This window comes from Micromonospora sp. NPDC048868, from assembly GCF_043198195.1.
Lineage (GTDB): Bacteria > Actinomycetota > Actinomycetes > Mycobacteriales > Micromonosporaceae > Micromonospora > Micromonospora reichwaldensis.
Map to the genome: position 1 here is coordinate 15,620 of NZ_JBICUN010000015.1, position 25,322 is coordinate 40,941.

Genomic DNA, 25,322 nt, shown 5'->3' on the forward strand with positions numbered 1-25,322 from the left:
CGTGTTGGCCTGTGGCGTGTGAGGATTGCTCCCCGTGTCCCCCGCAGCGCACCGCCCGTCGTTCCACCCGGCGACCACCGGGGCGCTCGTCCTGGCCGTGGTCGCCGTCTCGTCGTCCGCGCCGCTGGTGGCCGTCGCGGCGGCGCCGGCGCTGGCCGTCGCGTTCTGGCGCAACCTGCTCTCGGTCGCCGTGCTCGGCCCGTTCTCGGCGACCCGGCGACGCGCCGAGTTCCGGTCGCTGACCGTCGGCGCCGGTCGGCGTGAGGGCGTCTACTGCGTGCTGTCGGGGGTCGCGCTCGCCGCGCACTTCGCCACCTGGATGCCCAGCACCAAGCTCACCTCGGTCGCGGCGGCCACCGCGCTCTGCGCCACCCAGCCGGTCTGGCAGGGGCTGATCGCCCGCGCCCAGGGGCGCCGGCTGCCGGGCGCCGTCTGGGTCGGCATCGGGGTGGCGGTCGCGGGCGCGGTCGTGGCGACCGGGGCGGACTTCGCCGTCTCCGGTCGGGCCGTGGCCGGCGACCTGCTCGCGGTGGCCGGCGGCCTGTTCGCGGCGGTCTACACCGCGCTCGGCGAGCGGGCCCGTACGACGATCAGCACGACCACCTACACCACCGTCTGCTACGGGGTCTGCGCCCTGGTCCTGCTCGTGGTCTGCCTGGTCGGCCGGGTGCCGCTGACCGGCTTCGACACCGGCACCTGGCTCGTCGTGCTGGCCCTGGTGGCCGGGGCCCAGCTGCTCGGGCACTCGATGTTCAACTACGCCCTGAAGAAGGTCTCGGCGACCACGGTCAGCGTGCTGGCCCTGCTGGAGGCCCCGGGCGCGGCCCTGATCGGCTGGGCCTGGCTGGGGCAGCTGCCCGGGGTGACCGCCCTGGCCGGGCTGGGGCTGCTGCTGGCCGGCGTCGCCGTGGTGGTGCTCGGCGGCGCCCGCTCGGCCCGCCGCGTCCGCCCGGTCGCCACCGCCGTCCCCGCCGACGCCGGCCCACCGCCCGACTGACGCGCTGGGACGGCCCCCTGCCGCCGGACGGCCCTCTGCCGCCGAACGGCCACCTGGCCCGCAGCCGTCCACCCTGCCGCCGGACGGCCACCCTGCCGGCGAACGGCCACTCCTTTGGCGCGGGAACGGCCGTTCCGCCTGCCGGATCCGGCGGCGTCCGTGAGAGTGCGAGGGAGGGCACGCGGCGGCGGGAAGGCGGATGGCGGAGCGGGACGGCGACGAGGGCGGCACGACCGTCACGCCGTCGGCCGAGTTCCCCCCGCTCGACCCGGACGAGCTGCGGGCCCTGCGCCGGATCGGTGACCGGTGGCGGGTTGCCCGGCGGGGCCGAGGGCCCGGCGCGGACACGCTGCCGGTGGACCCGACGCTGCGCCGGCACCCCGACCGGCCGGCCCCGACGCGGTTCGGCCGGCTCGCCCCGATCGCGATGTTCCGGATCGGGGAGCCGGACGAGTTGGTCGCCACCGCGCCGGCCAACCTGCCCGGCAGCCGGCTCGGCCGGGCGACCACGCGGCTGCGGCGGGGGCTGTTCGGGCCGCCGCTGAGCAGCGCCGCCGTTGTCTACGAGCGGATGCGCAAGCTGGTGGCCCTGCCGGTGCTCTCCTCCGACCTGCTCAGCTCGGTGGCGTACGGGCCGGAGGCGATGCTCGCCGTGCTGCTGCTCGCCGGCAGCGGGGCGCTCGGGCTGTCCCTGCCGCTGGCCGCCGGGCTGGCGCTGCTCATGATCGCGGTCGGCATCTCCTACCGGCAGACCGTCGCCGCCTACCCGCACGGGGCCGGGTCGTACATCGTGGCGGGCGACAACCTGGGCGCGGGGGCGGGGCTGGCCGCGGCGGCGGGACTGATGACGGACTACGTGCTCACCGTGGCGGTGTCCGTCTCCGCCGGCGTCAGGGCGATCACCTCGGCGATGCCGGGACTGGCCGCCTGGACGGTGCCCCTCGGGCTCGCCGTGATCGGTCTGCTGCTGGCGGGCAACCTGCGCGGCGTGCGGGCCGCCGGCAACCTCTTCGTGCTGCCCACGTACGCCTTCGTGGTCGCGCTGCTGGCGCTGCTCGCGGTCGGCTGGTTCCGCGCGGCCGGGCGGGGTTTCGTCCCGGTGGCCCCGCCGCCGGTGCCGGCCGTGGAGGGGCTGGGGCTGCTGCTGGTGCTCCGCGCGTTCTCCTCCGGCGCGGTCTCGATGACCGGCATCGAGGCGGTCTCCAACGCGGTTCCGGCGTTCCGGCCTCCCGAGTGGCGCAACTCGCGCACCACGCTCACCTGGATGGTCGCGATGCTGGTGCTGTTCTTCGGCGGCCTCGTCGGGTTGATCCACCTGTCCGGGCTGGTGCCCACCGCCGAGCAGTCGATCCTCTCCCAACTGGCCCGGGTCACCTTCCCCAGCGGTCCCTGGTACGCCCTGATCCAGGCCGCCACCGCGCTGATCCTGCTGCTGGCCGCGAACACCGCCTTCAACGACTTCCCCCGCCTGCTCTTCTTCATGGCCCGGGACGGGCACGCGCCGCGCCGGTTCCTGCACATGGGCGACCGGCTGGCCTTCAGCAACGGGCTGGTGGCGCTCACCGTCGCGGCGGCGGTGATCCTGGTGGCCTTCCGCGGGCACACCGAGGCGCTGATCCCGCTCTACGCGGTCGGGGTGTTCCTCGCCTTCACCCTGTCCCAGGCCGGGATGGTGCGGCACTGGCGACGCCGGCGCGGTCCCGGCTGGCGCCGCCGGGCGACGATCAACGCGGTGGGCGGCACCTTCTCCGGCCTGGTGCTGGTGACCGCCGCGGTCACCAAGTTCACCGAGGGCGCCTGGGTGGTGGTCGTCGCCGTGCCGCTGTTGGTCCTGCTGTTCCGGGCCATCCACCGGCACTACCGGAGGCTGCACCGGTCCCTGGCGCTGCACCCGCCGCCGGGCGGCCCGGCGCCCGGGCCGCCGGTGGTGCCGGCTGCGCCGCCCGCCGCGGGGCCCGCCGCGCCGGAGGACGAGGAACTGCCCGAGCAGGTACGCCACCTCGTGGTGGTGCCGGTCGCCCGGCTGAACCGGGCCTCGCTGCGGGCCCTGGCGTACGCGGCCTCGCTCGGGCAGCCGACGCTGGCCGTGCACATCGCCCCCGAGGAGCCGGAGGCGGACCGGTTCCGGGAGCAGTGGCGGGTGTGGGGCGACCACCTGCGGCTGGAGACGATCGTGTCCCCGTACCGGGCGGTGGTCGGGCCGCTCGCGCACTACCTGGAGGCGCTGCACGCCTCCCGGGCCGACCTGGTGCTGACCGTCGTCGTGCCGGAGGTGGTGGTGCGCAGTCGCTGGCACCGGCTGCTGCACAGCCGCACCGAGCAGCGGCTGCGTACGGCGCTGCGCCGGCTGCCGGGGGTGGTGGTCACCAGCCTCCCGGTGCACCCGGGCGGGTAGCGGCCCGAGGGACCGGCTGCGGCGCGGGGCGTCAGTCGCGTCGGGCGAGCACGGCGACCCGGGGCAGCGCCTCCGGGTCGGGTACCGGGGTGAGCAGGTCGTCGATGGCGGCGACGTGGCTCGTCGTCCAGCCCGCGTCGGCCAGGGCGGAGAGCACGTCGGCCACGGGGTGGGCGGTGTTGGTGATCGTCGTGGTGAAGGGGGCTGTGCGGCCGTCGTCGGTGCGTAGCTCCCCGGTGACGTGCAGCGGGCGGCGGTCGCCGTCGAGAGGGCCCCGGGACACCTCGACCGAGACCGTGCTGTCCTGCCGGGCGACCGGGGGGACGTCGGCGAGGAGTCCCTTCGTCGTGGACATGTCGAAGCCGAACCAGCCGCCCGGCGCGACCGCCCGGTGCACGCAGCGCAGGTAGGCCCGGACCCGGTCGATGTCGCCGACGTGGTTGAGGACGTCGTACGTGGAGACCGCGAACGCGCAGGGGCGCGGCACCTCGAAGTCGGCGGCGTCCGCGGCGATGAGCACCGCGTTGGCGCCGGCCAGCCGTTCCCGGGCGCGGGCGATCATCGCCGCGGAGACGTCGACCCCGACGACCCGGTAGCCGGCGGCGGCGAACCGGGCGGCCACGATGCCGGTGCCGCAGCCGACGTCGAGGAGGCTCAGCTCCGACCCGGGTGCGACGTGCGCGTGCAGCCGCAGCCACGCCTCGCCCATCCGCTCGGGGTACGGCGCCCAGAAGCGGTCATACGCCGTGACGAAGGCGTCAACGTACTCGGCCATCGGGTTGCCTTTCGTAGTGCCGGACGGTGGAACTGGCCAACGGGACGAGCGCGGCCACGAAGATCACCGTGGCCAGGGCGAGCAGGGCCGTCCGCACGCCGATCGCGGGTACGACGAGACCGGCGGCGATCATGACGGGCGGGCCGAGCCCCACCGCCCCCAGCCACTCGTACGCGCTCACGCGGGACATCGCCTCCGTCGGCACCTCGGACTGGACGGTCGTCTCCCAGAGCACCCCGAAGACGTCGAAGGCGACCCCGGCCAGCACGGCGGCGAGGATCACGAACGGCAGGGCGGCACCGGCTCCGAGCAGCAGCGCCGGCAGCCCCAGCAGCGACACGGCGAGGACGGCCGTACGCAGGGGGCGGGTCGTCCTGATCCGCATCGCCACCAGCACGCCGGCGAACATGCCGACCGCGTACCCGGCCAGGACGCCGGACCAGGCGCCCGCGCCGCCCAGGTGCGCCCTGGCGAGCAGCGGACCCGCGAGCCCGAAGGTGACCCCGACGGCGGCGTTGACCACCGCTGCGGCGAGCACGATCTGCCACAGCCATCGTCGCCGGACGAACTCGCGCCAGCCGTCGCGCAGTTCGGCCGGCAGGTTCCGCCTGGCCGGCCGGGTCGTCGCGGCCAGGCGCAGCCGCGCGAGGAGTCCGGCGGCGACGGCGAACGTCGCGGCGTCGAGGGCCAGCGCCCAGCCCGGCCCGAGCCAGGTGATCAGCGCGCCGCCCGCCGTGAAGCCCGCCACCGTGGCGGTGTTCGTGCCGAGCCGCAGCAGGGCGTTGCCACGCTGGCGCGCCTGCGGCGCGACGAGTTCGGCGGTCAGCCCGTTGAGCGACGGCAGCAGCAGCGCGGAGGCGGTGCCGGCGACGGCCGCGCAGACGGCGAGGGTGGCGACGCCGGCCCGCCCGCTCAGCACGAGGACGGTCATCGCGCCGTACGCCGTACCGCACATCAGCTCCGCCGCCACGAGTACGCGGTGACGCGGCAGCCGGTCGCCGATGACGCCGCCGAGCAGCATCAGCGCGATCCGGGGCACCGAGATCGCGGCGAGCACGAGCGACAGCGCCGTGGGCGATCCGCCGGGAAGGTCGAGCACGGCGAAGGTCAGCGCGAGCGGGCCCATCGCGTTGCCGAAGACGGAGATCGTCCTGGCCGTGGCGAACAGGACGAACCGGCGCTCGCGCAGCGGGTCCGCCGGGCGGTCCACGGACGCGACGGTGTCGGTCATGCCCGGTCCGGGCGGACGATCGCCTGCCACCGCGCCACCGGCTCGCCGGCGTCGAGCACGTGCAGCAGCGGCCGGCGGGCCACCACGGGGCACACGTGCCCGGGCAGCACCCGCAGCTCGTCGCCCACCGACACCGACCCCGCGTCGACCTGCCCGCCGTCGGGCGCGGTCAGCACGACACCGCTCATCCAGGTCTGGTCGGCGCCCGCCAGCAACTCGTCGGCGTCGGTGCGCAGCACCTGCCCGTCGGTGCCGGTGACGGTCGTGGTGACGGATATCGCGACCGCCCCGGGGTCGCACTCGCCCAGCCGGGCGAACCCGCCGTCGAGCAGCGCGTACGCCCCGGCGCAGACCTCGGTCACGCCGGCGACGTCCAGCGCGCCGGCGAGGGTCGGGGTGCCCCCGACGCTGACGGCCGGGCAGGGCGACCCGGCCGCGCGGATCCGCTCGGCGACCGACACCAGCAGGCGCGCCTGGCGGCGGCCCAGGTCGACCCGGTCGCGGGCGGCGGCGGGGTCGGTGATCCCCACGTAGCCGGTGACGCCCGCCATCCGCAGCCCGCCGGTCCGCGCGATCGTGGCGGCCAGCCCCACGGCGGCGCCGGGGTCGACGCCGACGCGGTGCAGACCGGTGTCGACCTCGATCCGCACGCCGAGTTCGACGCCGTGGGCCTCGGCCGCCGCGCCGAGCCCGGCCACCGCGTCGGGGTGGTCCACGTGCACCGTCACCGCGCAGTGCCGCGCGAGCTGGGCGAACCTGGTCCACCGCCACGGGTCACGCCAGGGCCACGCCACCGTCACGTCCGTCACGCCCACCGCCACGTAGGCCTCGGCCTCGGCCGCCGAGTGCACCGCGACGCCCACCGCGCCCGCGGCCACCTGCCGGGCGGCGATCTCGGGACTCCGGTGCCCCTTGACGTGCGCGCGCAGGGCGACGCCGGCCTCGGCCACCCGCCGGCCGTACCGCGCGACGTTCGCGTCCAGCCGGGCCAGGTCGACGGTCACCCGCGGCGTCATTCGCCGCGCCCGTGCCAGGCGTCCGGCGGGAAGGAGAACGCCGCGTCGCCGCCGGCGAGCATCGCCGCCTGACGGTCCCGCTCGGCGGGGTGCGGCACACCGACGCCGGAGACGCCGAGGAACGCCTCGTCCGGCCAGGACAGCCCGAGGGCGTCCTCGACGGGCGCGTCGCGGGTGGCGGCGGTGAAGAACGTCCCGAGCCCGAGCGCCGTCGCGGTGAGGTACACGGTCTGGCTCAGGTGGCCGACGTCGAGCAGGAGCGCACGGTACGCGCGGGCGGCCGGGTACTTCCACACGGTCCGGTCGAGCACCGCCGCGTACATCAGCAGGAAGCCGGCCTGGGCGGCGTGCGGCTGCCCGCCGCACCACTCGCGCAGCCGGTCCTCGCCGGGGGCGGGCGCGAGGCGCACCAGCTCGTGGCGGCGCACCGCGTAGTGGTAGATCCCGGGTTCCAGCCCCGCCACGTCGCGGACCACCGGGTAGACCTCGACCGGGTGGCGGGCCCCGCCGGAGGGGACGGTCTTGAGCAGCGCCGTCCCGACCCCGGAGACGTCCACCTCGCGGCGCACCCCGGCCGTCCAGCGCAGCAGGGCGGCGAACGCGGGCAGTGGCACCGGGCGGTCCGGGTCGAACCATCGGGTCGAGCGCCGGGCCGCGAGGACCGTGGTGAAGTCGACGGCGGGCGGGTCGGCCGGGGGCAGGGCGATGCGTGGCCCGTCGTGCTCCCTGACCGGATCCGGCTGGCCGGACTTGGCGCGCAGCACCGCCGCGTCCTGCGCCGCCGAGCGGAAGACGTCGCTGCCGAGCGTACGGCTGGCCAGGTGGTAGTAGGTGGCTGCCGGTCCCAGGTCGCGCCACGCGCCGAGGCGTTCCTCCCGGTCGTGCTCCGGCGAACCCTCGGCGACGAGCACGTGGGCGTCGAGGAGCTGCTGCGCGAGTCTGCCTTCGGGCTCGGCCCAGTCGGCGTAGTCGCGCAGCAGCCTCTCCGCCTCCACAGTCAACGCGAACTGCCGGTGCCTCAGCGGGTCGTCGCAGACCAGTTGGCCGTCACGCCAGAGGAAGACGACCAGCCGCGACACACGGACACGCATGACTACTCAGGCTTCGCGACCGGTCAGACCTCGACCGGAGGCTCCAGGCAGGTCAGTTCCTGGTCGTAGTCGTCGGACGCCACCGGCTCGAAGGCCTCGATCTGCTCGGTCATGCGGGAGCTCCCCTCACTAATCGGCGTTGATCACTGCGTTGCACCGTAGCAGACCGTCCACAGTGAACACACCCGCCGACGTGGAGCGAGCCGACCCGCTCCCGCGCCGCCTCAGACCTCGTGGACCTCCAGCACCCGGGTGGCCGGGGCGGCGTCGCCCAGCTCACCGCGCAGCGCCACCCGCTCCGGATCGGCAAGGAAACCGTCGTAGCCGTCGCGGGTGTCGAACCGGATCAGGTGCACCTCCGTACGCCCGTCGCCGGTGCGCTGCCGACGCTCCAGCCGCCCGCCGTGCCGCCCGAGCAGGCCGAGCACCGCGTCCTCGTACCGCTGGCCGGCCTCGACCGAGTCGGGGGCCAGCTCCACCAGCGCCACCAGGCGCACGGCGGCGGCCGGGTCGGTGACCAGCGACTTGAAGAAGTGGTGGTCGACGTGGCCGCCGGGGATGCCCTCCCGGCGCCCCGTGTCGAGATAGCCGTGCCGGCGGTAGAACTCCGGTGCCTGGAACGAGAACGAGGAGACCGAGAGCTCCGTGCAGCCGCGCCGGCGGGCCTCGTCCTCGGCGGCCCGCAGCAGCCGGCCGCCCCAACCCTCGGCGCGGCGGCCCTCGCGCACCCACACCATGTCGATCCCGGCGCAGCCGCCCCAGGTCCACCCGGTCAGGCCGGCCACCAGCTCGCCGCCGGCGTCGTCGACCCGGACGCAGAGGCCGGCCTCGTCGTCCGCGCCGGTCGCCCGGTTGTTGAAGGCGGTCAGCTCCGCGTCGAGCCGCGCCTGGAGCTCCTTGTCCTCGCGGAGCACCCGCAGGACGCCGCCGCCCGCGTCCCCGTGCCCGCCCGCGTCTCCGTGCCCGTCGGTGTCGTTCCCCGTCGTCATGGGGCGGAGTATGGCAGCGCTCCGGTCGCGGGCGACACCGTTATCCGGCGACGCCGACCGCCTCGGCGCTGGCCGTCCAGAGCCGGGCGGCGAGCTGCGGGTCGGACGCCCTGGGCAGCGGTCGGCGCAACCGTCGGTCGATGTAGTAGCCGCCCGTGATCAGCCGCGCCGGGTCCTGGTTGGCCAGCCAGACCAGCGTCTCCGCGCCCTTCTCCGGGCTGCGGAACGGCAGGAACCGCATGCCCAGGGCGACCAGCCGGCTGTCGTTGCCGAACCGGCTGCGCACCACCCCCGGATGGAAGGAGTACGCGGGGATCTCCGGCCAGCGCCGGGCCGCCTCGGCCGTGAAGAGGATGTTCGCCTGCTTGCTGGTGCCGTACGCCTGCATGGGCCGGTAGCGGCGCAGCGCGGCGTTCAGGTCGGCCGGGTCGAGCACGCCGCTGCGGTGCGCGCCGGAGGCGGTCACCACCATCCGGCCGATCCGGTCGCGCAGCAGGTTGCTGAGCAGGAACGGGGCCAGGTGGTTGGCCTGGATCGACAGCTCGAAGCCGTCGACCGTGGTGAGGGGCTGGAGCGCGATCGCCCCGGCGTTGTTGGCGAGCACGTCGATCCGGTCGTACGCCTCGCGCAGCTTGCCGGCCAGCCGGCGGACGTCGTCCAGGACCGCGAAGTCGGCCCGGAACAGCTCCGGTCGCTCGCCGGACGCCTCCCGCACCTGTTCCGCCGCGGCCTGGAGCCGGGCCGGGTCGCGGCCGACCAGTACCACCTGGTCACCGCGGCGCGCCAGGTCGACGGCGGCCGCCAGCCCGATGCCCGAGCTGGCCCCGGTCACCACCACGATCCGACGCCCAGTGAGATCTTCCACAGGTCCATTCACCCCGGTCACGGCACGAGGTTACCGTGGCGTCACAAAGACCTTTGGGATCGTCAAGCCCTCGCATTTCGTCAGGTGACGTCGGCGTGCCCGCGCACGCTGGAAGGAGCGCATCCATGGCCGCAGTCGGTCGCCCCCGTCGGTCCTGCCTCGCGGTACCCGGCTCCAGCGTCAAGATGCTCGGCAAGGCCCAGGGGCTCCCGGCCGACCAGGTCTTCCTGGACCTGGAGGACGCGGTCGCCCCGCTCGCCAAGCCCGACGCCCGGAAGAACATCGTCGCGGCGCTCAACGAGGGCGACTGGTCAGGCAAGACCCGCGTCGTCCGGGTCAACGACCTGACCACGCCGTGGACCTACCGGGACGTCATCGACGTGGTGGAGGGTGCCGGCGCCAACCTCGACTGCGTCATGCTGCCCAAGGTGCAGAACGCGGCCCAGGTGCAGTGGCTCGACATGACCCTGACCCAGCTGGAGAAGACGCTCGGTCTGGAGGTCGGCCGGATCGGCATCGAGGCGCAGATCGAGAACGCGGCCGGCCTGGTCAACATCGACGCCATCGCGGCCGCCTCGCCCCGGGTCGAGACCATCATCTTCGGTCCGGCCGACTTCATGGCCTCGATCAACATGAAGTCCCTGGTGGTCGGCGCGCTCATCCCGGACTACCCGGGCGACCCCTACCACTACATCCTCATGCGCATCCTGATGGCGGCCCGGATGCACGACAAGCAGGCCATCGACGGCCCGTTCCTGCAGATCCGCGACGTGGACGCGTTCCGCGAGGTGGCCAAGCGCTCGGCGGCGCTCGGCTTCGACGGCAAGTGGGTGCTGCACCCGGGCCAGATCGACGCCGCGAACGAGGTCTACTCGCCGGCCCAGGCCGACTACGACCACGCCGAGCTGATCCTCGACGCGTATGAGCACTACACGTCGGAGGCGGGCGGCCGGCTGGGCGCGGTGATGCTCGGCGACGAGATGATCGACGAGGCGTCCCGCAAGATGGCCCTCGTGGTGGCGGCGAAGGGCCGGGCCGCGGGCATGACCCGTACCTCGTCCTTCACTCCGCCGGCGGAGTAGTCCCCGCCCCTCCCGACATCCGTGCCGCCCCGGTCCGCGCCGGGGCGGCACCGTCGCGTCAGTAGTTGGTGCCGCCGGTGTCGGCCTGGGAGATCGCGAAGATGATGATCGCGACGTAGAAGAGGACCACCAGCAGGTAGAGGCCGGTGACGATCCAGCCGACGATGATGCCGGCCTTCGCCATGCCCTCGCCGCCCTCGCCGGTCTCCCGGATCTGCTTCTGCGCGACGTGGCCGAGGATCGCGCCGATCGGCGCGGTGACGCAGGAGCCGATGCCGACCAGGGCGAGCACCAGGGCGGCGATGGCCAGGCCGTTGGTCCTCAACGAAGGCGCGTAGCCGTAGTTCGGGTAGGCCGGCGGGTAGGCGGCGGGCCCGGGCTGCCCGGCGGCGTGCTTCATCCCGGCGTACGGGTCGCCGCCCGCGTACGGGTCCGGGGCGTACGGGTCGGGGCCGGTGGGCTGGGCGGGGACGGGTTGACCGCTCACCGGGAGGGCGGGGTCGGCGGGTGGGCTCGACTGCTGGCCCGACCACGCGGGGTCGTTCCAGCCGCCGGAGGGCGGGGGATATGTCATTCGTCTGCTCCGTAGGGTGCGGGGTGCGCCCGTCAGGGTAGTCAGGCCTGCCCAAAGCCCGGGGTGTCACCACCGGGTGTGCCGCGTTGCCCGGGCCGGAGGAAGCGGGCAGGATCCTGGCATGGTGATTGACGCGCGAGCCGCGGACCGCTCCGGCAGCCGACCGAGACGGGACGCGAGCCGCCCCGGCGTGGCCCGGCGCACCCGCGCCGCCGCCCAGCCGGGCACCGCCGGCATCGACGAGCCCGCGCCGCTGCCGGACCCGGTGACCCTGCGCCTCGACGGGAAGGTCGCCCTGGTCACCGGGGCGGGCAGCCCGGACGGCATCGGGTACGCGACGGCCCGCCGGCTGGCCGACCTCGGCGCCCGGGTGGCCATCGTCTCCACCACCCGACGCATCCACGACCGGGCCGGCGAGCTGGGCGTGACCGGCTTCGTCGCCGACCTCACCGACGAGTCGGAGGTGGGCGCGCTCGCCGACGCGGTCGCCGAGCAGCTCGGGGACGTCGAGGTGCTGGTCAACAACGCGGGCCTGGCCAGCCGGGCCAGCCCCGAGGTGCTGCGACCGGTCGCCCAGCTCAGCTACGACGAGTGGCGCGGTGAGATCGACCGCAACCTCACCACCGCGTTCCTGTGCAGCCGCGCCTTCATCGGCGGCATGGCCGAGCGGGGCTGGGGCCGGATCGTCAACCTGTCGGCCACCGCCGGGCCGGTCAACGCCCTGCCCACCGAGGCGGCCTACGCGGCGGCCAAGGCGGGCGTGGTCGGACTGACCCGGGCGCTGGCGATGGAGATGATCGCCGACGGGGTGACCGTCAACGCCGTCGCACCGGGCACCATCCACACCGCGGCCTCCACGGTGGCGGAGATCCGGCAGGGCCTCGGCACCCCGGTCGGCCGCCCCGGCACACCGGACGAGGTGGCCGCGGCGATCGTCTTCCTCTGCTCGCCGGCCGCCTCGTACATCACCGGGCAGATGCTGGTGGTGGACGGCGGCAACAGCGTCCGTGAGGCTGAGTTCCGCTGATCTGCGGGCTCAGTAGTTGGGGCCGTTGTTGCCGGCGAGGGCGATCAGCGCGATCCAGCCGCAGCAGGCCAGCACGCCGAGCCCGGTGATGACGTAGCTGAGGATGAGGCCCCACGTGGCGAGCTGGTCGCCCTCCTCGCCCGTCGTGCGGATCTGCCGCTTGGCCAGGTGCCCGAGGACGATGCCGATCGGGGAGAAGACGAACGCGAAGACCAGCGAGAGGATGGCGAGCACGTTCGTCCCGCCGGCCCGGGGACCGGACGGCGGGCCGTACTGCCCGTAGGGCGTCTGCGGGGTGTACGGGGGCTGGTGCCCCCACTGCTGCCCGTGCGGCGGTTCGCCGGGCTGCTCGTAGCTGGGCTGCCCGTATGCGGGCTGCTGGTGGGCCGGCGGCTCGTAGGACGGCGGCTCGTAGGACGGCGGTTCGTAGGGCGGCTGCTCGTGGGCCGGCGGCCCGTACGACGGCGGCTCCGGTGGGGGCTCGTAGCTCGACGGGTCGTGCCCCGGCGGGGGCTCCCAGGGTGACGGCGACCGGTCCGGATCGGGCGGCCCCGACGACGGTGGCTGGCTCACGGTCTCCTCCTGCCGGTGGCGGATCGCGTCCCCTCTTGCCGGACGCTACCCGCAGCGGTGAACCTTTTCACAGCGGTTGTGTGGACTGGTCACCTTGGCCTCGACCGCCGTGCGGCCAATACTGACGGAGCGTTCAGTTACCCATGAGTAAGGCGCCGACCCCCGGAGGCTGAGATGGCCCGACTCGCCCAGACGCCCGGCCTGACCGATGTGCAGCGGTCGATCCTGGAGACCGTCCGGGAGTTCGCCGACAAGGAGATCATCCCGCACGCGCAGCGGCTGGAGCACGCCGACGAGTACCCGAGCGACATCCTCGACGGGATGCGCGAGATGGGCCTCTTCGGTCTCACCATCGACGAGGAGTACGGCGGGCTCGGCGAATCCCTGCTCACCTACGCGCTGGTGGTCGAGGAGCTGTCGCGGGGCTGGATGTCGATCTCCGGCATCGTCAACACCCACTTCATCGTCGCGTACCTGGTCTCCCAGCACGGCTCCGCCGAGCAGAAGGCCCGGCTGCTGCCGAAGATGGCGACCGGCGAGGTGCGTGGCGCCTTCTCGATGTCCGAGCCCGAGTGCGGCTCCGACGTCTCCGCGATCAAGTCGAAGGCCGTCCGCGACGGCGACCGGTACGTGATCAACGGCCAGAAGATGTGGCTGACCAACGGGGCGTACTCCTCCGTGGTGGCGACCCTGGTCAAGACCGACACGGGCGCCGACTCGGTCTACGGCAACATGAGCACCTTCCTGCTGGAGAAGGAGCCCGGCTTCGGCGAGACCGCGCCCGGCCTGACCATCCCCGGCAAGATCGACAAGATGGGCTACAAGGGCGTCGAGACCACCGAGATGGTGCTCGACGGCGTGACCGTCCCCGAGTCCGCCGTCCTCGGCGGCGCGGAGAAGGTCGGCCGCGGCTTCTACCAGATGATGGACGGCATCGAGGTCGGCCGGGTCAACGTGGCCGCTCGCGCCTGCGGCATCTCCATCCGCGCCTTCGAACTCGCCGTCGCGTACGCCCAGCAGCGCCACACCTTCGGCCAGCCGCTCGCGAAGCACCAGGCCGTCGCGTTCAAGCTCGCCGAGATGGGCACCAAGATCGAGGCAGCCCACGCGCTCATGGTCAACGCCGCCCGCCTCAAGGACGCCGGCCAGCGCAACGACGTCGAGGCCGGCATGGCCAAGCTGCTCGCCTCGGAGTACTGCGCCGAGGTCGTCCAGGAGGCGTTCCGCATCCACGGCGGCTACGGCTACTCCAAGGAGTACGAGATCGAGCGCCTGATGCGGGAGGCCCCGTTCCTGCTCATCGGCGAGGGCACCTCGGAGATCCAGAAGACCATCATCTCCCGCGGCCTCCTCAAGCAGTACAAGCTCTGAGGTAAGGAAGGGCACCTTCCTGACGCCTCAGGTAGAGGAAGGTGCCCTTCCTGACACGTCGGCACCGGCGGCGGGCTCAGGTGCGGTGACCGGCCCCGCCGCCAGCACCTGCGGTCGTTCCCGGTACGCCTCGATCGCGGCCGCCAGGCGCTGCTCCGGCACCGCCACGTCCCGCCCGCCGACCACGGGCGCCGGCTCGAACGACCGCCGCACCCTCGGCCGCAGCCGCACTCCGGCGAGCCGGCCGTCCTCCCGGTGCAGGCTCACCCGGTCGATGTTGGACCAGTCGTACCGTCGGCGGCCGTGTCTGATCCCGCTCGCCGTGAGCGCCAACCGCCCGGTGAACCGCACGCCGGAATAGGCGACGACACCGCCCGCTGCCGCCACCGCGACCAGGAGCACCAGCCGTACGACCCGGGCCCACTGCGGGTCGGCGGGCAGCGTCATCGTCACCACCAGCATCACCGCCGTCGCCCAGGCCAGGGCGGTGACGAGGTCGACCCAGCCGGCCAGGGACCGCCGAGCGACCAGACCGGGCTCCGTGCCGTCGAGGCCGGCCACCCGTTCCCGCCAGACCAGCCGGGCGTCCTGCCGCGGACACCACCGCCGCAGCAGCGCGGTCACACCGACGAAGAGCCAGAAGACACAGACATCGGGATCGAACCGGGGAACCCGGAACAGCGCGGCGGCCACCGGCACCGTCACCATTGCGGCCACCGTCGCGGCCAGCAGCCGCCGCGGCCAGAGCCCGTCGTCGCGCTTCGGCAGCCGGCCGGACAGGCGGAAAGACATGACCGCAGGGTACGAGCCGTCGACAACGTGCGGGCCTGACCCGCCGCCCAGCCGACTCGTGCAACCGCCACGGCGGGCGGGACTGACCGCAGTGCCGGGATTCCCCGAACCCGGTCAGCCCAGCCGGGTCAGGCCGGCGGCGGCGCGCTCGACGATCAGGCAGCGGTCCTCGACGTAGTCGACGCCCGCCTCCGTGGCGATCCGCCGCGCCTCGGCCGAGACGATGCCGAGCTGCAACCAGACCGCCGGGGCGCCGATCGCCACCGCCTCGCGCACCACGTCGACCGCGTCCTGCGCCGGCCGGAACACGTCGACAAGATCGACCGGGTGCGGGATGTCGGCAAGCGACCGGTAGACCCGCTCGCCGAAGAGTTCGTCGGCCGTCGGGTTCACCGGAATGATCCGCCAGCCGTGCCGCTGCATCTGCAACGGCACGCTGTGCGCGGCCTTGCGCGGGTCGCGGGAGGCGCCCACGACGGCGATCACGGCGGAGTCGGCGAGGATCTGCTGAGCGGAGCGCACCCGCCGACTCTAACCCCGTCGCTCAGCCGCCGCCCGCGAGCACGTGACGCAGCCGGGCGTACTCCTCGGGCGTGCCGATCGCCGCGCGGTGTTCCGGGTGGGCGGCGTAGTGCGCGATCGCCCCGGCCAGCAGCTCCGGCGCGACATCCAGGCCCCAGGTCTCCACGTCCACCTGGCGACGCCGGATGATGCCGCCGCGACGGACCGACTCCGGACTCCGCACCGGCAGCCGGAGCGAGCCGATCCGTAGCGGGTAGACCCCGGCCGCCGGGGCCAGCGCCTCCCACGGCACGTGGACGTGCCGCAGCGGGTCGCCGGCGGTGATTCCCGTCGGGGTCAGCGCGACCCCCGGCACCCGTCGCCAGTGGGCGACCGTCAGCACGACGGTCAGCGGGCCGGAGATGCTCGGGTAGATCCACCAGAACTCGTCGGGGCTCGCGAGGGCGGGGTAGGTCACCTGGTACGCGAGGAAGCCGAGGATGGCGCAGCGGTAGTTCGTCCGGAACCTGGGGGCGCTGAAGAAGGCGGGCTCGTGCTCGTCCACCCGCAGGTCGGCTGTGCCCGGCCGTCCGAAGATCGGCACCAGGCTCCACGCCAGCATCAGCAGCGGCGGCAGCATGAGCAGGGCGGCGGGGCCGCCGGTCCGCGACGCCCACCCGGTCAGCACGCCCCAGAGCAGCCCGAGGAGTACCGCGACCGCCGTCGTGACCCGCTGCCGGCGGAGCGCCCGGACGATCGTCTCCCGCACGCCGGCAGCGTATCGGCAGCCGTCTACAAGAGAGTGAGCTGCTCGGCGGGCGGCGGCGCGGGCGCTGGTTCGGTGCGGCGGTGGTCGTCGCCGCGTTCGCTCCGGGGCAGCCCGTGCCGGCGTGCCGCGATGCGCACCCGCGCCGTCAGTTCCCGCTGGTAGGACTGCGGGGCGTACGCGCCGGAGCGGTAGAGCTCGCGGTAGCGGGGGACCAGGTGCGGGAACTCGCGACCCAGCCAGCGCGCGTACCACTCCCGGGCACCCGGGCGCAGGTGCAGCGCCAGCGGCGTCGCGCTGGTCGCCCCGGCGGCGGCGATGGCCGCCACGGTCGCGTCGATCGACTCGTCGTCGTCGCTGAGCCCGGGCAGGATCGGCGCCATCAGCACACCGACGTCGAAGCCGGCGTCGGCCAGCGCCCGTACGGCGTCGAGCCGCCGCCTCGGGCTGGGGGTGCCCGGCTCCACCGCCCGCCAGAGCCGCTCGTCGACGAAGCCCACCGAGTACGACACGCCGACCCGGGTGACCTCGGCGGCCTGGCGCAGCAGCGGCAGGTCACGCAGGATCAGCGTGCCCTTGGTGAGGATCGAGAACGGGTTCGCGAAGTCGCGCAGCGCCGCGATGATCTGCGGCATGAGCTGGTAGCGCCCCTCGGCCCGCTGGTAGCAGTCGACGTTGGTGCCCATCGCGACGGGCGCGCCCCGCCAGCGCGGCGCGGCCAGCTCCCGCCGGACCAGCTCACCGGCGTTGACCTTGACGATGACCTTCCGGTCGAAGTCGTCCCCGGCGTCGAGGTCGAGATAGGTGTGCGTGTTACGCGCAAAGCAGTTGTGGCTCACGACGCCATCGGCGATGAAGTCGCCAGTGCCGGTCGTGATGTCCCAGAGGGGCAGTTCCAGCCCGAGGGGCTCGATGCCGACCACCCGGAGAGCCGCCTGACATTTCAGCGCCGCTCCGTCGATCGACCGCTTCCGGGTGATGGCCGGGTCGGTCAGGTGGAAGAACCGTAGCCGCTCGCGTAGCCCGCCGGTCAGCCGGATGTTTCGTACGCGGTTCGCGCGGCCTAGATCTTCGACCACGCTCGTGAAGCCGAAGTGGCTCAGCGCCGCCGACGTCTGGTCGAGGATCTCGTTGCTGCTGTTGCTGATCCGGAGAACGCCCCGGCTGCAACTGCCCTCTGCGTCGAAGATCCCGGCGAGGAAGCCCAGCCGCCAGTCGTCGGTGGGATCGTCAGGCCACCGCACCAGGGCGGTGATGGCCTCGATCGAGCGCTGCCGGGACGTCCGGATCGCGGAGATGGCTCGTCGCGTCGCACTTGCCGGGGTGTACGCGAAGCTGTCTGTCTTCACCCCGGCGCTGTCGAGGAAGCGCTTCGTGCGACCCAGCGCCTCCTCGTCAGCGAGCGCCAGGCGGAACCGGTGCACCACCCCGTAGGAATAGCGGTAGGTGCCGAGGGTCGCGTCACCTCGGATCATTCCGCAGAGGTAGCCCCGCCGGTAGTCGGCCGAGTCCTTCGGGCCCGTGGCAAAGCGGCCGGTGCCGATCAGGCGGTTGTTCGTCGTCAGGTAGGGGCGTTGCCCCGCGCCATTCATCGCGCCGGTCACGTGTTTCCAACCACGGTCGGAGAGAAACCGGTGGTCGCCGCTGGCGATCAGCGTCGTGCCGTCCTCCAGGGTGACCCGGTAGGCCGGCTTTACGGTCGACCACTTGGCCAGGACCGTGGTGACGACGTAGCGACGGTAGGCACCACGACGCTGCGTGCCGTAGATCCGGTCACCGATCTCCAGCTTGCTGATCGGCTTCGCGCGTCCGTCGGCCATGAGGATCGGCGTCTCGCCCGAGAGGCAGTAAACGCATGCATGACTGCATCCCCGGTAGGGGTTGATCGTCCACTCGAACGGGACCCGGGACGTGCCGGGCACCTTGTTGATGATCGACTTGGCCTGCACCTCGTAGAACGTCATGCCGGCGAAGCCCGGCGTGTCGAAGGTGCGGGCGACTGCTCCGGGCAGCGCCAGCGGCAGGGGTGGTGTCGCCGGCGCTGCCCGGTCGGGGACTCCCTCGTCCGGGGGAGCGGCGAGGTTGTCCCAGCGCATGGCCCTCATTCGAACACGCGTACGAGCAGAGCGCAAGCGACCCGCCGTGTTCCCGCCCACCTCGCGGCACCGCGCGCGCCCGGCGGGTGGAGGATGGGGGGCATGGAGAGGTCGACGTTCGTCTACGACGGGGACTGCGCGTTCTGCACCCGGTGCGCCGAGTTCATCGACCGGCGCATTCCGACGGGCGTGCGGGTGGTGCCGTGGCAGTTCGCCGACCTCGACGCGCTGGGCCTGAGCGAGGCCGAGTGCGAGGAGGCGGTGCAGTGGGTGGGCGCCGACGGCTCCCGCGCGGCCGGTCCGGACGCCATCGCCAGGCTGCTCCGCGACAGCGGTCCGCTCTGGCGGGTCGCGGGCGCTGGCCTCGCCTTCCCGCCGGTACGCGCCGCCGCCTGGCCCGCGTACCGCTGGGTGGCCCGAAACCGGCACCGGCTGCCTGGTGGCACGGCCGCCTGCGCGCTGCCGCAGGAGGCGCGGGAGCGCCTCTACGGACCGTCCGGTCGCCCGGCCGCCGACGCCTGACCCGCGAGTGCCGGCGCGGCGCCGGCGGGCGCTGCGGTGTCCCGTCCCCGGCGGGTGAGCAGCCGGCGCGCCCAGACGATCGGCCGGACCCGCTCCAGCGGCAGGAAGCTGGTCATCGCGGCGAGGTGCGGGGCGAACGAGATCGTGATGGTCGCGACGGTGACCAGGTGGAACGAGTAGAAGAAGCCCACCGTGGCCAGCCGCCAGCGTTCCCTGAGCAGGAACACCACCGGGCTGAACAGCTCGAACGCGACGATGCCGAACTGGGCGACGATCAGCAGGTACGGCACCGAGGCGATCAGGTCGGCCAGCTCGGTGCCGCGCCGCAGGATCGCCCGGGCCAGCACCGAGCCGGTCAGCCAGTCCAGCCCGCCGAAGCGCAGCTTGGCCCAGGCGGCCAGGAAGTACGTGCAGATGACCGCGATCTGGGTGACCCGCAGCGCCCAGCCGCCCGCCTCGGTGCGGGTGGTGTCGCCGTGCCGGGCCCGGCCGGCGGTGGGCAGCACGGCCAGCGCGACGAGCAGGCCGAACCGGTCGTGGTCGACCTTGCCGTAGCTCATCGCGACGATCATCCACTCGAAGTAGAGCGCGAAGACCGCCCAGCCGAGCAGGCGTGGTGCCCGGCCGGTCGCGGCGAGCAGGGCGAGCAGCAGCAGGGCCCAGAAGACGACGGTGACAAGCGTCTGGGTCGGCGTCGGCAGGGGCAGCACCCGGCCGACCAGCAGCGGCTGGTAGAGCTCGCCGGGCACCGCCACCCGGGTGCGTACCCAGGGCGTGAAGACGACCAGGTCGGCGGCGACGAAGAGGTAGATCAGCGTGCGGAAGGCGGCCACCCGGCCGCGGGGCACCGCCTCGGTCAACCAGCGGCTCATCGGTCCGCCTGCCAGGCGACCACGGTCTCGTCGGTCCAGCGGCCGGTGGGTCGCCCGTCGCGGATGCCGTGCCAGCGGATGACGATGCGGACCTCGACCAGCTCCGCCGCGTCCGGGTGACGCTCGGCGTACGCGTCGGCGACCTCGGTGAGCAGCGCGGGGTCGGCGGCGTAGCGGCTCTGCTGGCCCTCGATCTCGGCCCGGCGGATGCCGGTGGCCCGCTCGCCCAGGTCGACGACCGCTCCGCTGCTGTCCACGCCCTCGACGCGGGTGTCAGGGGCGGGGGAGTTCGGCGGGTTGGACGTGGAGTACATCCGGAACGGGCCGAACGGGAAGTGGTCGTCGGTGCCCCAGGCGGTGCCGGCCGACAGGACGGCCAGGCCGAGGGCGGTGACGGCGAGCCGGACGGCGCGACCGCGGGTGGTCAAGGTTTCCATCGGGTCGTGACGATACGGGATGTACCGCCCGCCTCGGCTCCCTCCGACGGCCACTTCCCGCTGGCCGGCGGGCCAGGGCTGCCGCGTTCCGGGCCCAGGGCGGAGACGTCTCCACGGGCGCAGGGTGGGGATGCGGGTGCCGGCCGTTCCCCGCCACCCGGCGGGTGTACGACGACGGCCGGGCCCGTCGGGTCCGGCCGTCGTGGAGCGCTGCGGCTCAGTGGCTGTGCCCGGCCAGCTTCTCGCGGACGTCGTCCATGTCGAGGGCCTGGACCTGCTCGATCAGGTTCTCCAGGGCGGACTCGGGGAGGGCGCCGGGCTGGGCGAAGACGATGACGCCGTCGCGGATCGCCATGATGGTCGGGATCGAGCGGACGTCGAACTTGGCGGCCAGCTCCTGCTGCGCCTCGGTGTCGACCTTGCCGAACACGATCTCGGAGTGCTTGTCGGAGGAGCGCTCGTAGACCGGGGCGAACCGCTTGCACGGGCCGCACCAGTCGGCCCAGAAGTCGACCAGCACGATGCCGTCGCTGCCGGTCACCTCGTCGAAGTTTGCCGTGGTCAGCTCTACGGTTGCCATGAAAGTCTCCGATCGGCGCGGAATAGCTACGTCTGGTGGAACCAGGGCGTACCTCGTGGAATTCCCGGCCCGCTTCCGCCGAAACGTGCTCGTCACGGCGTTGCGCAGGTCACGTTCACATCGATGACGATGGTTCCTGTTCGCCGTTGCGGTACGCAAGTGCACGACGCATTTGCGTGACCGGTCGTGATGGGAGCGTTTCCAAAGAGATCGACACGATTGACCGGAACGAATGAGCAATCAGGCGGTTGACAAGCGATGATCCGGCGTGCGGAGATCGCCGAGGTCCGGTCGGCCGAGCACGCACAGTAGTGTTACGAAAAGGTAAATGTGACCTCCGTCTCTGTTCGGTTCGCCTTCCCGTACGGCAGAATCTTCCGCATCAGAGCGTGGGCGGCGGGTGCCGGGGAGGGCCCCGCCGCTCATTGCGTCTCCCCCCGGTTGTGGCGGTGTGACATTTCCGCACGCCCCGCGCCCCGCGCCTCGCCTTAACACTCCATAAGGCATGCTGTGCCGAACTCCATCGCCGCCCGTCGAAGGGGACAAGGATGCAGTTCGGCCGCTACTACGAGGAGTTCGAGGTCGGCGCGGTCTACCGGCACTGGCCCGGCAAGACGGTCACCGAGTACGACGACCACCTCTTCTGCCTGCTCACCATGAACCACCACCCGCTGCACATGGACGCGCACTACGCCGAGACGGCGAGCCAGTTCAAGCGCAACGTGGTGGTCGGCAACTACATCTACTCGCTGCTGCTGGGCATGTCGGTGCCCGACGTCAGCGGCAAGGCCATCGCGAACCTCGAGGTGGAGTCCCTGCGGCACGTGGCGCCCACCTTCCACGGCGACACGATCTACGGCGAGACCACCGTGCTGGACAAGCGCGAGTCGTCCTCCAAGCCCGACCGGGGCGTGGTCTCCGTGGAGACCCGCGGCTACAACCAGGACGGCACGATGGTGTGCGTCTTCCGCCGCCGGGTGATGGTCCCGAAGAAGGAGTACGCGACGGCGGCGGTGCCCGAGGGCGTCGACCCGGAACGGCCCAGCTTCCCCGAGCCGCGCTGACCGACGGGCCCCTTCTCATCCGGGTTCCGGGTGGTAGGGGCCCTTTTTCCGATCCGGGGCATATGCTGGCGCCGGAGGTCCCCATGAGCCACTCCGTCGCCGGAGAGCCGTCCTCTGCCGGCCGCCGTGCCGCACCGCTGACCACCGCCGTCTACTCCGCCGCCGAGTGGGACCTGCTGACCAGCCTGCCCGGCCGCGTGATCGTGGCCGCCGCCGCGCCCGGCCCCGGACGGCCCCACCCGGGAGTCGCCGCCGGGCTCGCCGGCCTGGACGCGGTCGCGGCCGGCCGGGCCTTCGACAGCGATCTCGTACGCGCGGTGGTCGCCGCCATCTACGCCCGGCACGACGGGGCGGGCGATCCCGTCGAGCGCCTCACCGACGTGGTGGACCTGCTCGCCGCCTGCCGGGCCGCGACCCGGGTGCTGCGGCGGCGGGCCGATCCCGCCGACTCGGCCGCGTACCGGCAGTGGGTGCAGTCGGTGGCGGCCCGGGTGTGCAGGGCGGCGACGGCCGGAGCCCCCGGGCTGCCGCCGGCCCCCGCCGACCGCCGCTTCCTCGACCGGCTCGGCGGCGCGTTGGGGCTGCGCTGAACCGCCCCACCTCCCCTCGCCCACCCCGCGCCCGCGCCCCCGCCCCGCCCCGCCTCGCGCCCCCGCCACGCCCCGCCGAACTTGCACTTGTTGCCCTGGCAAAAGTCGCAATCCGCCTGTATCGGGGGGCCGAAACTGCAAGATCGGCGGCGAGAGGGTGGGGCGCGGGGTGGGGGCGGCAGGGCGGGGGGAGGGGCGGCGCGCGGGGTGGGGGCCAGCGGGATCCCGGCGGCGGCTGGCCCGGGTCGGGGTCGAGGCCCGGGGCGGGGTCCGTGGGCCGTACCCTGCGTGACCGTGACCGGAGACCAGCTCGACGTCGGCGTGGGACCGTGGCCCGGGGACCCGCCGGACGACCCGCGGTACGACCCCGAGCTGCTCGCCGAGGGCGACCGGCGCAACGTCGTCGACCGGTACCGCTACTGGCGGCGCGAGGCCGTGGTGGCCGACCTGGACCGGCGACGGCACGACTTCCACGTCGCGATCGAGAACTGGCAGCACGACTTCAACATCGGCACTGTCGTCCGCAACGCCAACGCCTTCCTCGCCGCCGAGGTGCACGTCGTCGGCCGCCGGCGGTGGAACCGGCGCGGTGCCATGGTGACCGACCGCTACCAGCACGTCCGGCACCACGAGACCATCGAGGAGTTCGTCGCGTGGGCGGCCGGACGGGAGTTGCCGGTCGTCGGCATCGACAACCTGCCCGGCTCCCGGCCGCTGGAGACCACCACCCTGCCCCGGCGCTGCGTCCTGCTGTTCGGGCAGGAGGGCCCGGGCCTGTCGGATCCGGCGCGTGCCGCCTGCGACCAGCTCTTCTCGATCGCCCAGTACGGCTCCACCCGGTCGATAAACGCCGGCGTGGCCAGCGGCATCGCCATGCACGCCTGGATCCGTACGTACGCCGGGCCGCCGCCGGGCTGACCGCCGCCACGCCCGGACTGACCGCCGTCGCTCCCCGGGCTGCCTGGCGTCGCTCGCCGGGCTGCCTGGCGTCGCTCGCCGGGCTGCCTGGCGTCGCTTGCCGGCCTGACCGCCGTCGCTCGCCGGCCTCGGGCTCGTCGGGGGACCTGAGCCGCCCCGCCCTAGGGGGGAGTCGGTGGCACCGAAACCGGCGCTCCGCTTGACGGGGCGGCGTGCGGGGGTGACGGTGGGATGGTGAGTGTCGCGGTGAGTTGCCCGAAATGTGGTGGACCGGTGCGGGCGCCGGACCTGATGCACACCGAGTCGCGCTGCCTGGACTGCGGACCGGTTTCCCCGCTGCACGTGCCCGAGCACATCGGGACCGAGATCGTGGCCAGCGTGGTGGAACGGATCGTCGCCGCCGCCGACCCGCCGACCCGGCCGAGGACGCCACTGTGGTGCCCGTGGCCGCTGCCGACGGGCTGGACCATGACCGGTGTGGCGTACGCCGGCGACGACCGCACCGGGGTGCGTGCCACGGCGGTCGCCTGCGCCGGGCCGGAGCCGCTCGGCGGTGGCCCCGCGGACCTGGTCTTCGTCGCCGAGGAGCCGGGCGTCGGCCTGGGCACCCGGTTCGCGGGCCTGGCCGGCCCGGATCCGGGCCCGGAACTCGCGCAGGCGTTGACCGATCCCGGGCCGGGGCATCCGGAGCATGTCGGGCAGGCCAGGATCAAGGTGGCCGGCCATCCGACTCCACTGTGGCTCGTGAACTCGCCGACGGATCGAAGCGCGTACGCCGGCGAGGCTCGGGGATTGTGGCTCCATGCGATAGCCTGGCCGGCGAGTGCGGGTCACCTCCTCGCGGAAGAAGTCGTGCTGCACGACCTGACCGAGTGGACACCGCCCGAGCTCGTGTACGGCGCACCGTCTCCGTATCTGCACGGGAAGGCTTGACGGGCCCTAGGGCTTGACAGGCATCCCGGAATGTCGGAGAACGGACGCAGATATTCACTGTACGACACCACACTGATACTCTGGGTGCCGCTGCGGTAATGGGACCCGGCGCCGCGCGAGAGGATGGCCCGCCATGGTCAAGAAGGTCCTCACCTGGGCCGGAATCGCATTCTTGATCTTCTTCGTCGCATATCGGCCAAATTCTGCGGCGGACGTGTTCAAGTCACTGGGCGGCGGGATCATGGACATCGCCCAGGGGTTCGGCGACTTCTTCACCAGCCTCGTCGCCTAGCCGCCGATGGGAAACCCCTCCGGTCCACCCTTCGATCCCGACGATCCCGATCGGGAGCGCCGGGAGCGGGACACGGAGCCGATCCCCCGGATCGGCCCCGACGACGGGCCGGGCTACGGCACCGGTCCGGGTCTCTCCGACGGTCCCTCCCTCTCGGACGACGCCGGCTTCGGCGACGGCCCGGCGTACGCCGGGGAGGGGCGGTCCGGTCGGGCCTGGGTCCGTGACCCGGAGGCCGGCTACCAGCCACCGCAGATCTCCGAGGACGAGCTGGCCGGTCTGCGGGCCGACGCCGCCGGCATGGCGCCCCGCCGGGTGCTGCCGTTGGAGGACGAGCCCAGCTCGCTGGTGGCGCGCTACCTCTTCCCGACCGAGCGCTACCGGGGCGAGTGGAAGCGGCACTGGATCCACCTCTCCACCCCGCTGCTGGTCGGCATCGCCGCGACCTTCGTGCTGGGCTACCTCTCCGGCTTCCTCGCCGGGCAGGACGTGGGCGCGCTGACCACGATCGCGGTGCTGCTCTGGTTCGCCGTGATGGGGTGGGTGGCCTGGAAGGTCGCCGACTGGTGGTACGACCGCTTCATCCTGACCAACAAGCGGGTGATGGTGGTCAACGGCATCATCACCCGGCGGGTCGCGATGATGCCCCTGGTCCGGGTCACCGACATGAAGTACGAGCAGAGCCCGACCGGCAGGGCGCTCAACTACGGCACCTTCGTGCTGGAGTCCGCCGGTCAGGAGCAGGCGCTGCGTGAGATCAAGAACCTGCCCAACCCGAACGAGCTCTACCTGCGTGTCGTCGAGGAGATGTACGAGCCGCAGGCGGTCGAGGCGCGGCTGGGCAAAGAGGCCGACGAGGCCAAGGCCGACGACGGGGCGTGAAACTTTTCGTCCGAACATCGGAGGAACTGCGCACCGTTCGCCGTCGACCCGACCACCCCGGGCATGGCAACCTGCCAGGACAACGGGGCGC

27 protein-coding genes are annotated in these 25,322 nt (G+C 73.3%); 12 read left to right on the top strand and 15 right to left on the bottom strand.

Features of this window, described 5'->3' with window-relative positions; all coding sequences use genetic code 11:
* The first annotated feature begins 25 nt into the window (after window positions 1-25).
* Together ACGFNF_RS21765 and ACGFNF_RS21770 are read left to right on the top strand one after the other, a co-directional pair.
* A complete protein-coding gene (locus ACGFNF_RS21765; protein WP_393170229.1) occupies window positions 26-997 on the top strand; it encodes a DMT family transporter in 972 nt (323 codons plus the stop codon).
* A gap of 199 nt (window positions 998-1,196) precedes the next feature.
* Window positions 1,197-3,392, top strand: coding sequence for an APC family permease (locus ACGFNF_RS21770; RefSeq protein ID WP_393170231.1), 2,196 nt, complete (start codon window positions 1,197-1,199; stop codon window positions 3,390-3,392).
* A gap of 31 nt (window positions 3,393-3,423) precedes the next feature.
* Here ACGFNF_RS21770 and ACGFNF_RS21775 read toward each other — a convergent pair whose 3' ends face one another.
* The 6 genes from ACGFNF_RS21775 to ACGFNF_RS21800 all read right to left on the bottom strand — a co-directional run bounded on the left by ACGFNF_RS21775 (window position 3,424) and on the right by ACGFNF_RS21800 (window position 9,359).
* Window positions 3,424-4,167, bottom strand: a complete 744-nt coding sequence (locus ACGFNF_RS21775) for a class I SAM-dependent DNA methyltransferase (RefSeq protein ID WP_393170233.1) — start codon at window positions 4,165-4,167, stop codon at window positions 3,424-3,426.
* A complete protein-coding gene (locus ACGFNF_RS21780; protein ID WP_393170235.1) occupies window positions 4,151-5,398 on the bottom strand; it encodes an MFS transporter in 1,248 nt (415 codons plus the stop codon). The genes ACGFNF_RS21775 and ACGFNF_RS21780 overlap by 17 nt, the downstream gene beginning before the upstream one ends.
* Window positions 5,395-6,414, bottom strand: coding sequence for an alanine racemase (locus tag ACGFNF_RS21785; RefSeq protein WP_393170237.1), 1,020 nt, complete (start codon window positions 6,412-6,414; stop codon window positions 5,395-5,397). Before ACGFNF_RS21785 ends, ACGFNF_RS21780 begins: the two co-directional genes overlap by 4 nt.
* Window positions 6,411-7,505: a SagB family peptide dehydrogenase gene (locus tag ACGFNF_RS21790; protein ID WP_357576600.1), complete on the bottom strand. Its 1,095-nt coding sequence runs from the start codon at window positions 7,503-7,505 to the stop codon at window positions 6,411-6,413. The genes ACGFNF_RS21785 and ACGFNF_RS21790 overlap by 4 nt, the downstream gene beginning before the upstream one ends.
* Window positions 7,506-7,729: 224 nt before the next feature.
* Window positions 7,730-8,494 carry a GNAT family N-acetyltransferase gene (locus ACGFNF_RS21795; protein WP_357576599.1) on the bottom strand — a complete coding sequence of 255 codons (765 nt, stop codon included), beginning with the start codon at window positions 8,492-8,494 and terminating at the stop codon, window positions 7,730-7,732.
* Between the two features lie 40 nt (window positions 8,495-8,534).
* A complete protein-coding gene (locus ACGFNF_RS21800) occupies window positions 8,535-9,359 on the bottom strand; it encodes an SDR family NAD(P)-dependent oxidoreductase (protein WP_393170240.1) in 825 nt (274 codons plus the stop codon).
* A 125-nt stretch (window positions 9,360-9,484) separates the two neighbouring features.
* On the opposite strand from ACGFNF_RS21800, the gene ACGFNF_RS21805 reads away from it, so the two are divergent.
* The gene (locus ACGFNF_RS21805; RefSeq protein ID WP_132231620.1) at window positions 9,485-10,441 is read left to right on the top strand and encodes a CoA ester lyase; all 957 of its coding nucleotides are present in this window, start codon (window positions 9,485-9,487) and stop codon (window positions 10,439-10,441) included.
* Window positions 10,442-10,499: 58 nt separating this feature from the next.
* On the opposite strand, the gene ACGFNF_RS21810 is transcribed toward ACGFNF_RS21805, so the two are convergent.
* Window positions 10,500-11,015 (bottom strand): DUF4190 domain-containing protein, encoded by a 516-nt coding sequence (locus ACGFNF_RS21810; protein WP_357576597.1) that lies wholly within the window; start codon window positions 11,013-11,015, stop codon window positions 10,500-10,502.
* A gap of 121 nt (window positions 11,016-11,136) precedes the next feature.
* Here ACGFNF_RS21810 and ACGFNF_RS21815 point away from each other — a divergent pair, with 121 nt between their 5' ends.
* On the top strand, window positions 11,137-12,042 hold the full coding sequence (locus ACGFNF_RS21815) for an SDR family NAD(P)-dependent oxidoreductase (RefSeq protein ID WP_311410655.1): 906 nt from the start codon (window positions 11,137-11,139) through the stop codon (window positions 12,040-12,042).
* Window positions 12,043-12,051: 9 nt separating this feature from the next.
* Here ACGFNF_RS21815 and ACGFNF_RS21820 read toward each other — a convergent pair whose 3' ends face one another.
* Window positions 12,052-12,615 carry a DUF4190 domain-containing protein gene (locus tag ACGFNF_RS21820; protein ID WP_357576596.1) on the bottom strand — a complete coding sequence of 188 codons (564 nt, stop codon included), beginning with the start codon at window positions 12,613-12,615 and terminating at the stop codon, window positions 12,052-12,054.
* A gap of 174 nt (window positions 12,616-12,789) precedes the next feature.
* Between ACGFNF_RS21820 and ACGFNF_RS21825 the strand changes: the two genes are divergently transcribed.
* Window positions 12,790-13,986 carry an acyl-CoA dehydrogenase family protein gene (locus tag ACGFNF_RS21825; RefSeq protein ID WP_357576595.1) on the top strand — a complete coding sequence of 399 codons (1,197 nt, stop codon included), beginning with the start codon at window positions 12,790-12,792 and terminating at the stop codon, window positions 13,984-13,986.
* A gap of 27 nt (window positions 13,987-14,013) precedes the next feature.
* Here ACGFNF_RS21825 and ACGFNF_RS21830 read toward each other — a convergent pair whose 3' ends face one another.
* From ACGFNF_RS21830 to ACGFNF_RS21845, 4 genes are all read right to left on the bottom strand, one after another.
* Window positions 14,014-14,778, bottom strand: coding sequence for a hypothetical protein (locus tag ACGFNF_RS21830; protein ID WP_357576594.1), 765 nt, complete (start codon window positions 14,776-14,778; stop codon window positions 14,014-14,016).
* Window positions 14,779-14,892: 114 nt separating this feature from the next.
* On the bottom strand, window positions 14,893-15,300 hold the full coding sequence (locus tag ACGFNF_RS21835; RefSeq protein ID WP_357576593.1) for a CoA-binding protein: 408 nt from the start codon (window positions 15,298-15,300) through the stop codon (window positions 14,893-14,895).
* A gap of 22 nt (window positions 15,301-15,322) precedes the next feature.
* Complete coding sequence (locus tag ACGFNF_RS21840) at window positions 15,323-16,048, bottom strand: hypothetical protein (RefSeq protein ID WP_393170244.1); 726 nt, start codon at window positions 16,046-16,048, stop codon at window positions 15,323-15,325.
* Between the two features lie 23 nt (window positions 16,049-16,071).
* The gene (locus tag ACGFNF_RS21845) at window positions 16,072-18,150 is read right to left on the bottom strand and encodes an intein-containing Rv2578c family radical SAM protein (RefSeq protein WP_393170246.1); all 2,079 of its coding nucleotides are present in this window, start codon (window positions 18,148-18,150) and stop codon (window positions 16,072-16,074) included.
* 93 nt (window positions 18,151-18,243) lie between these two features.
* Here ACGFNF_RS21845 and ACGFNF_RS21850 point away from each other — a divergent pair, with 93 nt between their 5' ends.
* Complete coding sequence (locus tag ACGFNF_RS21850; RefSeq protein ID WP_311410661.1) at window positions 18,244-18,663, top strand: DUF393 domain-containing protein; 420 nt, start codon at window positions 18,244-18,246, stop codon at window positions 18,661-18,663.
* Here the strand turns inward: ACGFNF_RS21850 and ACGFNF_RS21855 are convergent.
* From ACGFNF_RS21855 to trxA, 3 genes are all read right to left on the bottom strand, one after another.
* Window positions 18,627-19,535: an HTTM domain-containing protein gene (locus tag ACGFNF_RS21855; RefSeq protein WP_357576591.1), complete on the bottom strand. Its 909-nt coding sequence runs from the start codon at window positions 19,533-19,535 to the stop codon at window positions 18,627-18,629. The two genes, ACGFNF_RS21850 and ACGFNF_RS21855, sit on opposite strands and share 37 nt — an antisense overlap.
* A complete protein-coding gene (locus ACGFNF_RS21860; RefSeq protein WP_357576590.1) occupies window positions 19,532-19,972 on the bottom strand; it encodes a hypothetical protein in 441 nt (146 codons plus the stop codon). Before ACGFNF_RS21860 ends, ACGFNF_RS21855 begins: the two co-directional genes overlap by 4 nt.
* Before the next feature lie 217 nt (window positions 19,973-20,189).
* Window positions 20,190-20,552, bottom strand: a complete 363-nt coding sequence (gene trxA, locus ACGFNF_RS21865) for a thioredoxin (RefSeq protein WP_151454943.1) — start codon at window positions 20,550-20,552, stop codon at window positions 20,190-20,192.
* Between the two features lie 548 nt (window positions 20,553-21,100).
* On the opposite strand from trxA, the gene ACGFNF_RS21870 reads away from it, so the two are divergent.
* From ACGFNF_RS21870 to ACGFNF_RS21895, 6 genes are all read left to right on the top strand, one after another.
* The gene (locus tag ACGFNF_RS21870) at window positions 21,101-21,616 is read left to right on the top strand and encodes a MaoC family dehydratase (protein ID WP_132231598.1); all 516 of its coding nucleotides are present in this window, start codon (window positions 21,101-21,103) and stop codon (window positions 21,614-21,616) included.
* A gap of 62 nt (window positions 21,617-21,678) precedes the next feature.
* Window positions 21,679-22,206, top strand: a complete 528-nt coding sequence (locus tag ACGFNF_RS21875; protein ID WP_192581417.1) for a hypothetical protein — start codon at window positions 21,679-21,681, stop codon at window positions 22,204-22,206.
* Window positions 22,207-22,500: 294 nt separating this feature from the next.
* On the top strand, window positions 22,501-23,124 hold the full coding sequence (locus ACGFNF_RS21880) for a TrmH family RNA methyltransferase (RefSeq protein WP_393170249.1): 624 nt from the start codon (window positions 22,501-22,503) through the stop codon (window positions 23,122-23,124).
* A 231-nt stretch (window positions 23,125-23,355) separates the two neighbouring features.
* Window positions 23,356-24,057 (top strand): DUF6758 family protein, encoded by a 702-nt coding sequence (locus tag ACGFNF_RS21885; protein WP_327030417.1) that lies wholly within the window; start codon window positions 23,356-23,358, stop codon window positions 24,055-24,057.
* Between the two features lie 133 nt (window positions 24,058-24,190).
* On the top strand, window positions 24,191-24,349 hold the full coding sequence (locus tag ACGFNF_RS21890; RefSeq protein ID WP_007455302.1) for a hypothetical protein: 159 nt from the start codon (window positions 24,191-24,193) through the stop codon (window positions 24,347-24,349).
* Between the two features lie 6 nt (window positions 24,350-24,355).
* Window positions 24,356-25,231, top strand: a complete 876-nt coding sequence (locus ACGFNF_RS21895; RefSeq protein WP_132231592.1) for a PH domain-containing protein — start codon at window positions 24,356-24,358, stop codon at window positions 25,229-25,231.
* Window positions 25,232-25,322 lie beyond the last annotated feature (91 nt).

What these genes read in the sequence shown, in the direction of transcription:
- ACGFNF_RS21855 (WP_357576591.1), bottom strand. Translation starts at nt 19,535, where the DNA reads ATGAGCCGCTGGTTGACCGAGGCGGTGCCCCGCGGCCGGGTGGCCGCC.
- ACGFNF_RS21875 (WP_192581417.1), top strand. Translation starts at nt 21,679, where the DNA reads ATGCTGGCGCCGGAGGTCCCCATGAGCCACTCCGTCGCCGGAGAGCCG.
- ACGFNF_RS21790 (WP_357576600.1), bottom strand. Translation starts at nt 7,505, where the DNA reads ATGCGTGTCCGTGTGTCGCGGCTGGTCGTCTTCCTCTGGCGTGACGGC.
- ACGFNF_RS21845 (WP_393170246.1), bottom strand. Translation starts at nt 18,150, where the DNA reads ATGAGGGCCATGCGCTGGGACAACCTCGCCGCTCCCCCGGACGAGGGA.
- ACGFNF_RS21895 (WP_132231592.1), top strand. Translation starts at nt 24,356, where the DNA reads ATGGGAAACCCCTCCGGTCCACCCTTCGATCCCGACGATCCCGATCGG.
- ACGFNF_RS21785 (WP_393170237.1), bottom strand. Translation starts at nt 6,414, where the DNA reads ATGACGCCGCGGGTGACCGTCGACCTGGCCCGGCTGGACGCGAACGTC.
- ACGFNF_RS21885 (WP_327030417.1), top strand. Translation starts at nt 23,356, where the DNA reads ATGGTGAGTGTCGCGGTGAGTTGCCCGAAATGTGGTGGACCGGTGCGG.
- ACGFNF_RS21780 (WP_393170235.1), bottom strand. Translation starts at nt 5,398, where the DNA reads ATGACCGACACCGTCGCGTCCGTGGACCGCCCGGCGGACCCGCTGCGC.
- ACGFNF_RS21890 (WP_007455302.1), top strand. Translation starts at nt 24,191, where the DNA reads ATGGTCAAGAAGGTCCTCACCTGGGCCGGAATCGCATTCTTGATCTTC.
- ACGFNF_RS21805 (WP_132231620.1), top strand. Translation starts at nt 9,485, where the DNA reads ATGGCCGCAGTCGGTCGCCCCCGTCGGTCCTGCCTCGCGGTACCCGGC.
- ACGFNF_RS21860 (WP_357576590.1), bottom strand. Translation starts at nt 19,972, where the DNA reads ATGGAAACCTTGACCACCCGCGGTCGCGCCGTCCGGCTCGCCGTCACC.
- trxA (WP_151454943.1), bottom strand. Translation starts at nt 20,552, where the DNA reads ATGGCAACCGTAGAGCTGACCACGGCAAACTTCGACGAGGTGACCGGC.
- ACGFNF_RS21770 (WP_393170231.1), top strand. Translation starts at nt 1,197, where the DNA reads ATGGCGGAGCGGGACGGCGACGAGGGCGGCACGACCGTCACGCCGTCG.
- ACGFNF_RS21870 (WP_132231598.1), top strand. Translation starts at nt 21,101, where the DNA reads ATGCAGTTCGGCCGCTACTACGAGGAGTTCGAGGTCGGCGCGGTCTAC.
- ACGFNF_RS21775 (WP_393170233.1), bottom strand. Translation starts at nt 4,167, where the DNA reads ATGGCCGAGTACGTTGACGCCTTCGTCACGGCGTATGACCGCTTCTGG.
- ACGFNF_RS21825 (WP_357576595.1), top strand. Translation starts at nt 12,790, where the DNA reads ATGGCCCGACTCGCCCAGACGCCCGGCCTGACCGATGTGCAGCGGTCG.
- ACGFNF_RS21850 (WP_311410661.1), top strand. Translation starts at nt 18,244, where the DNA reads ATGGAGAGGTCGACGTTCGTCTACGACGGGGACTGCGCGTTCTGCACC.
- ACGFNF_RS21810 (WP_357576597.1), bottom strand. Translation starts at nt 11,015, where the DNA reads ATGACATATCCCCCGCCCTCCGGCGGCTGGAACGACCCCGCGTGGTCG.
- ACGFNF_RS21830 (WP_357576594.1), bottom strand. Translation starts at nt 14,778, where the DNA reads ATGTCTTTCCGCCTGTCCGGCCGGCTGCCGAAGCGCGACGACGGGCTC.
- ACGFNF_RS21795 (WP_357576599.1), bottom strand. Translation starts at nt 8,494, where the DNA reads ATGACGACGGGGAACGACACCGACGGGCACGGAGACGCGGGCGGGCAC.
- ACGFNF_RS21815 (WP_311410655.1), top strand. Translation starts at nt 11,137, where the DNA reads ATGGTGATTGACGCGCGAGCCGCGGACCGCTCCGGCAGCCGACCGAGA.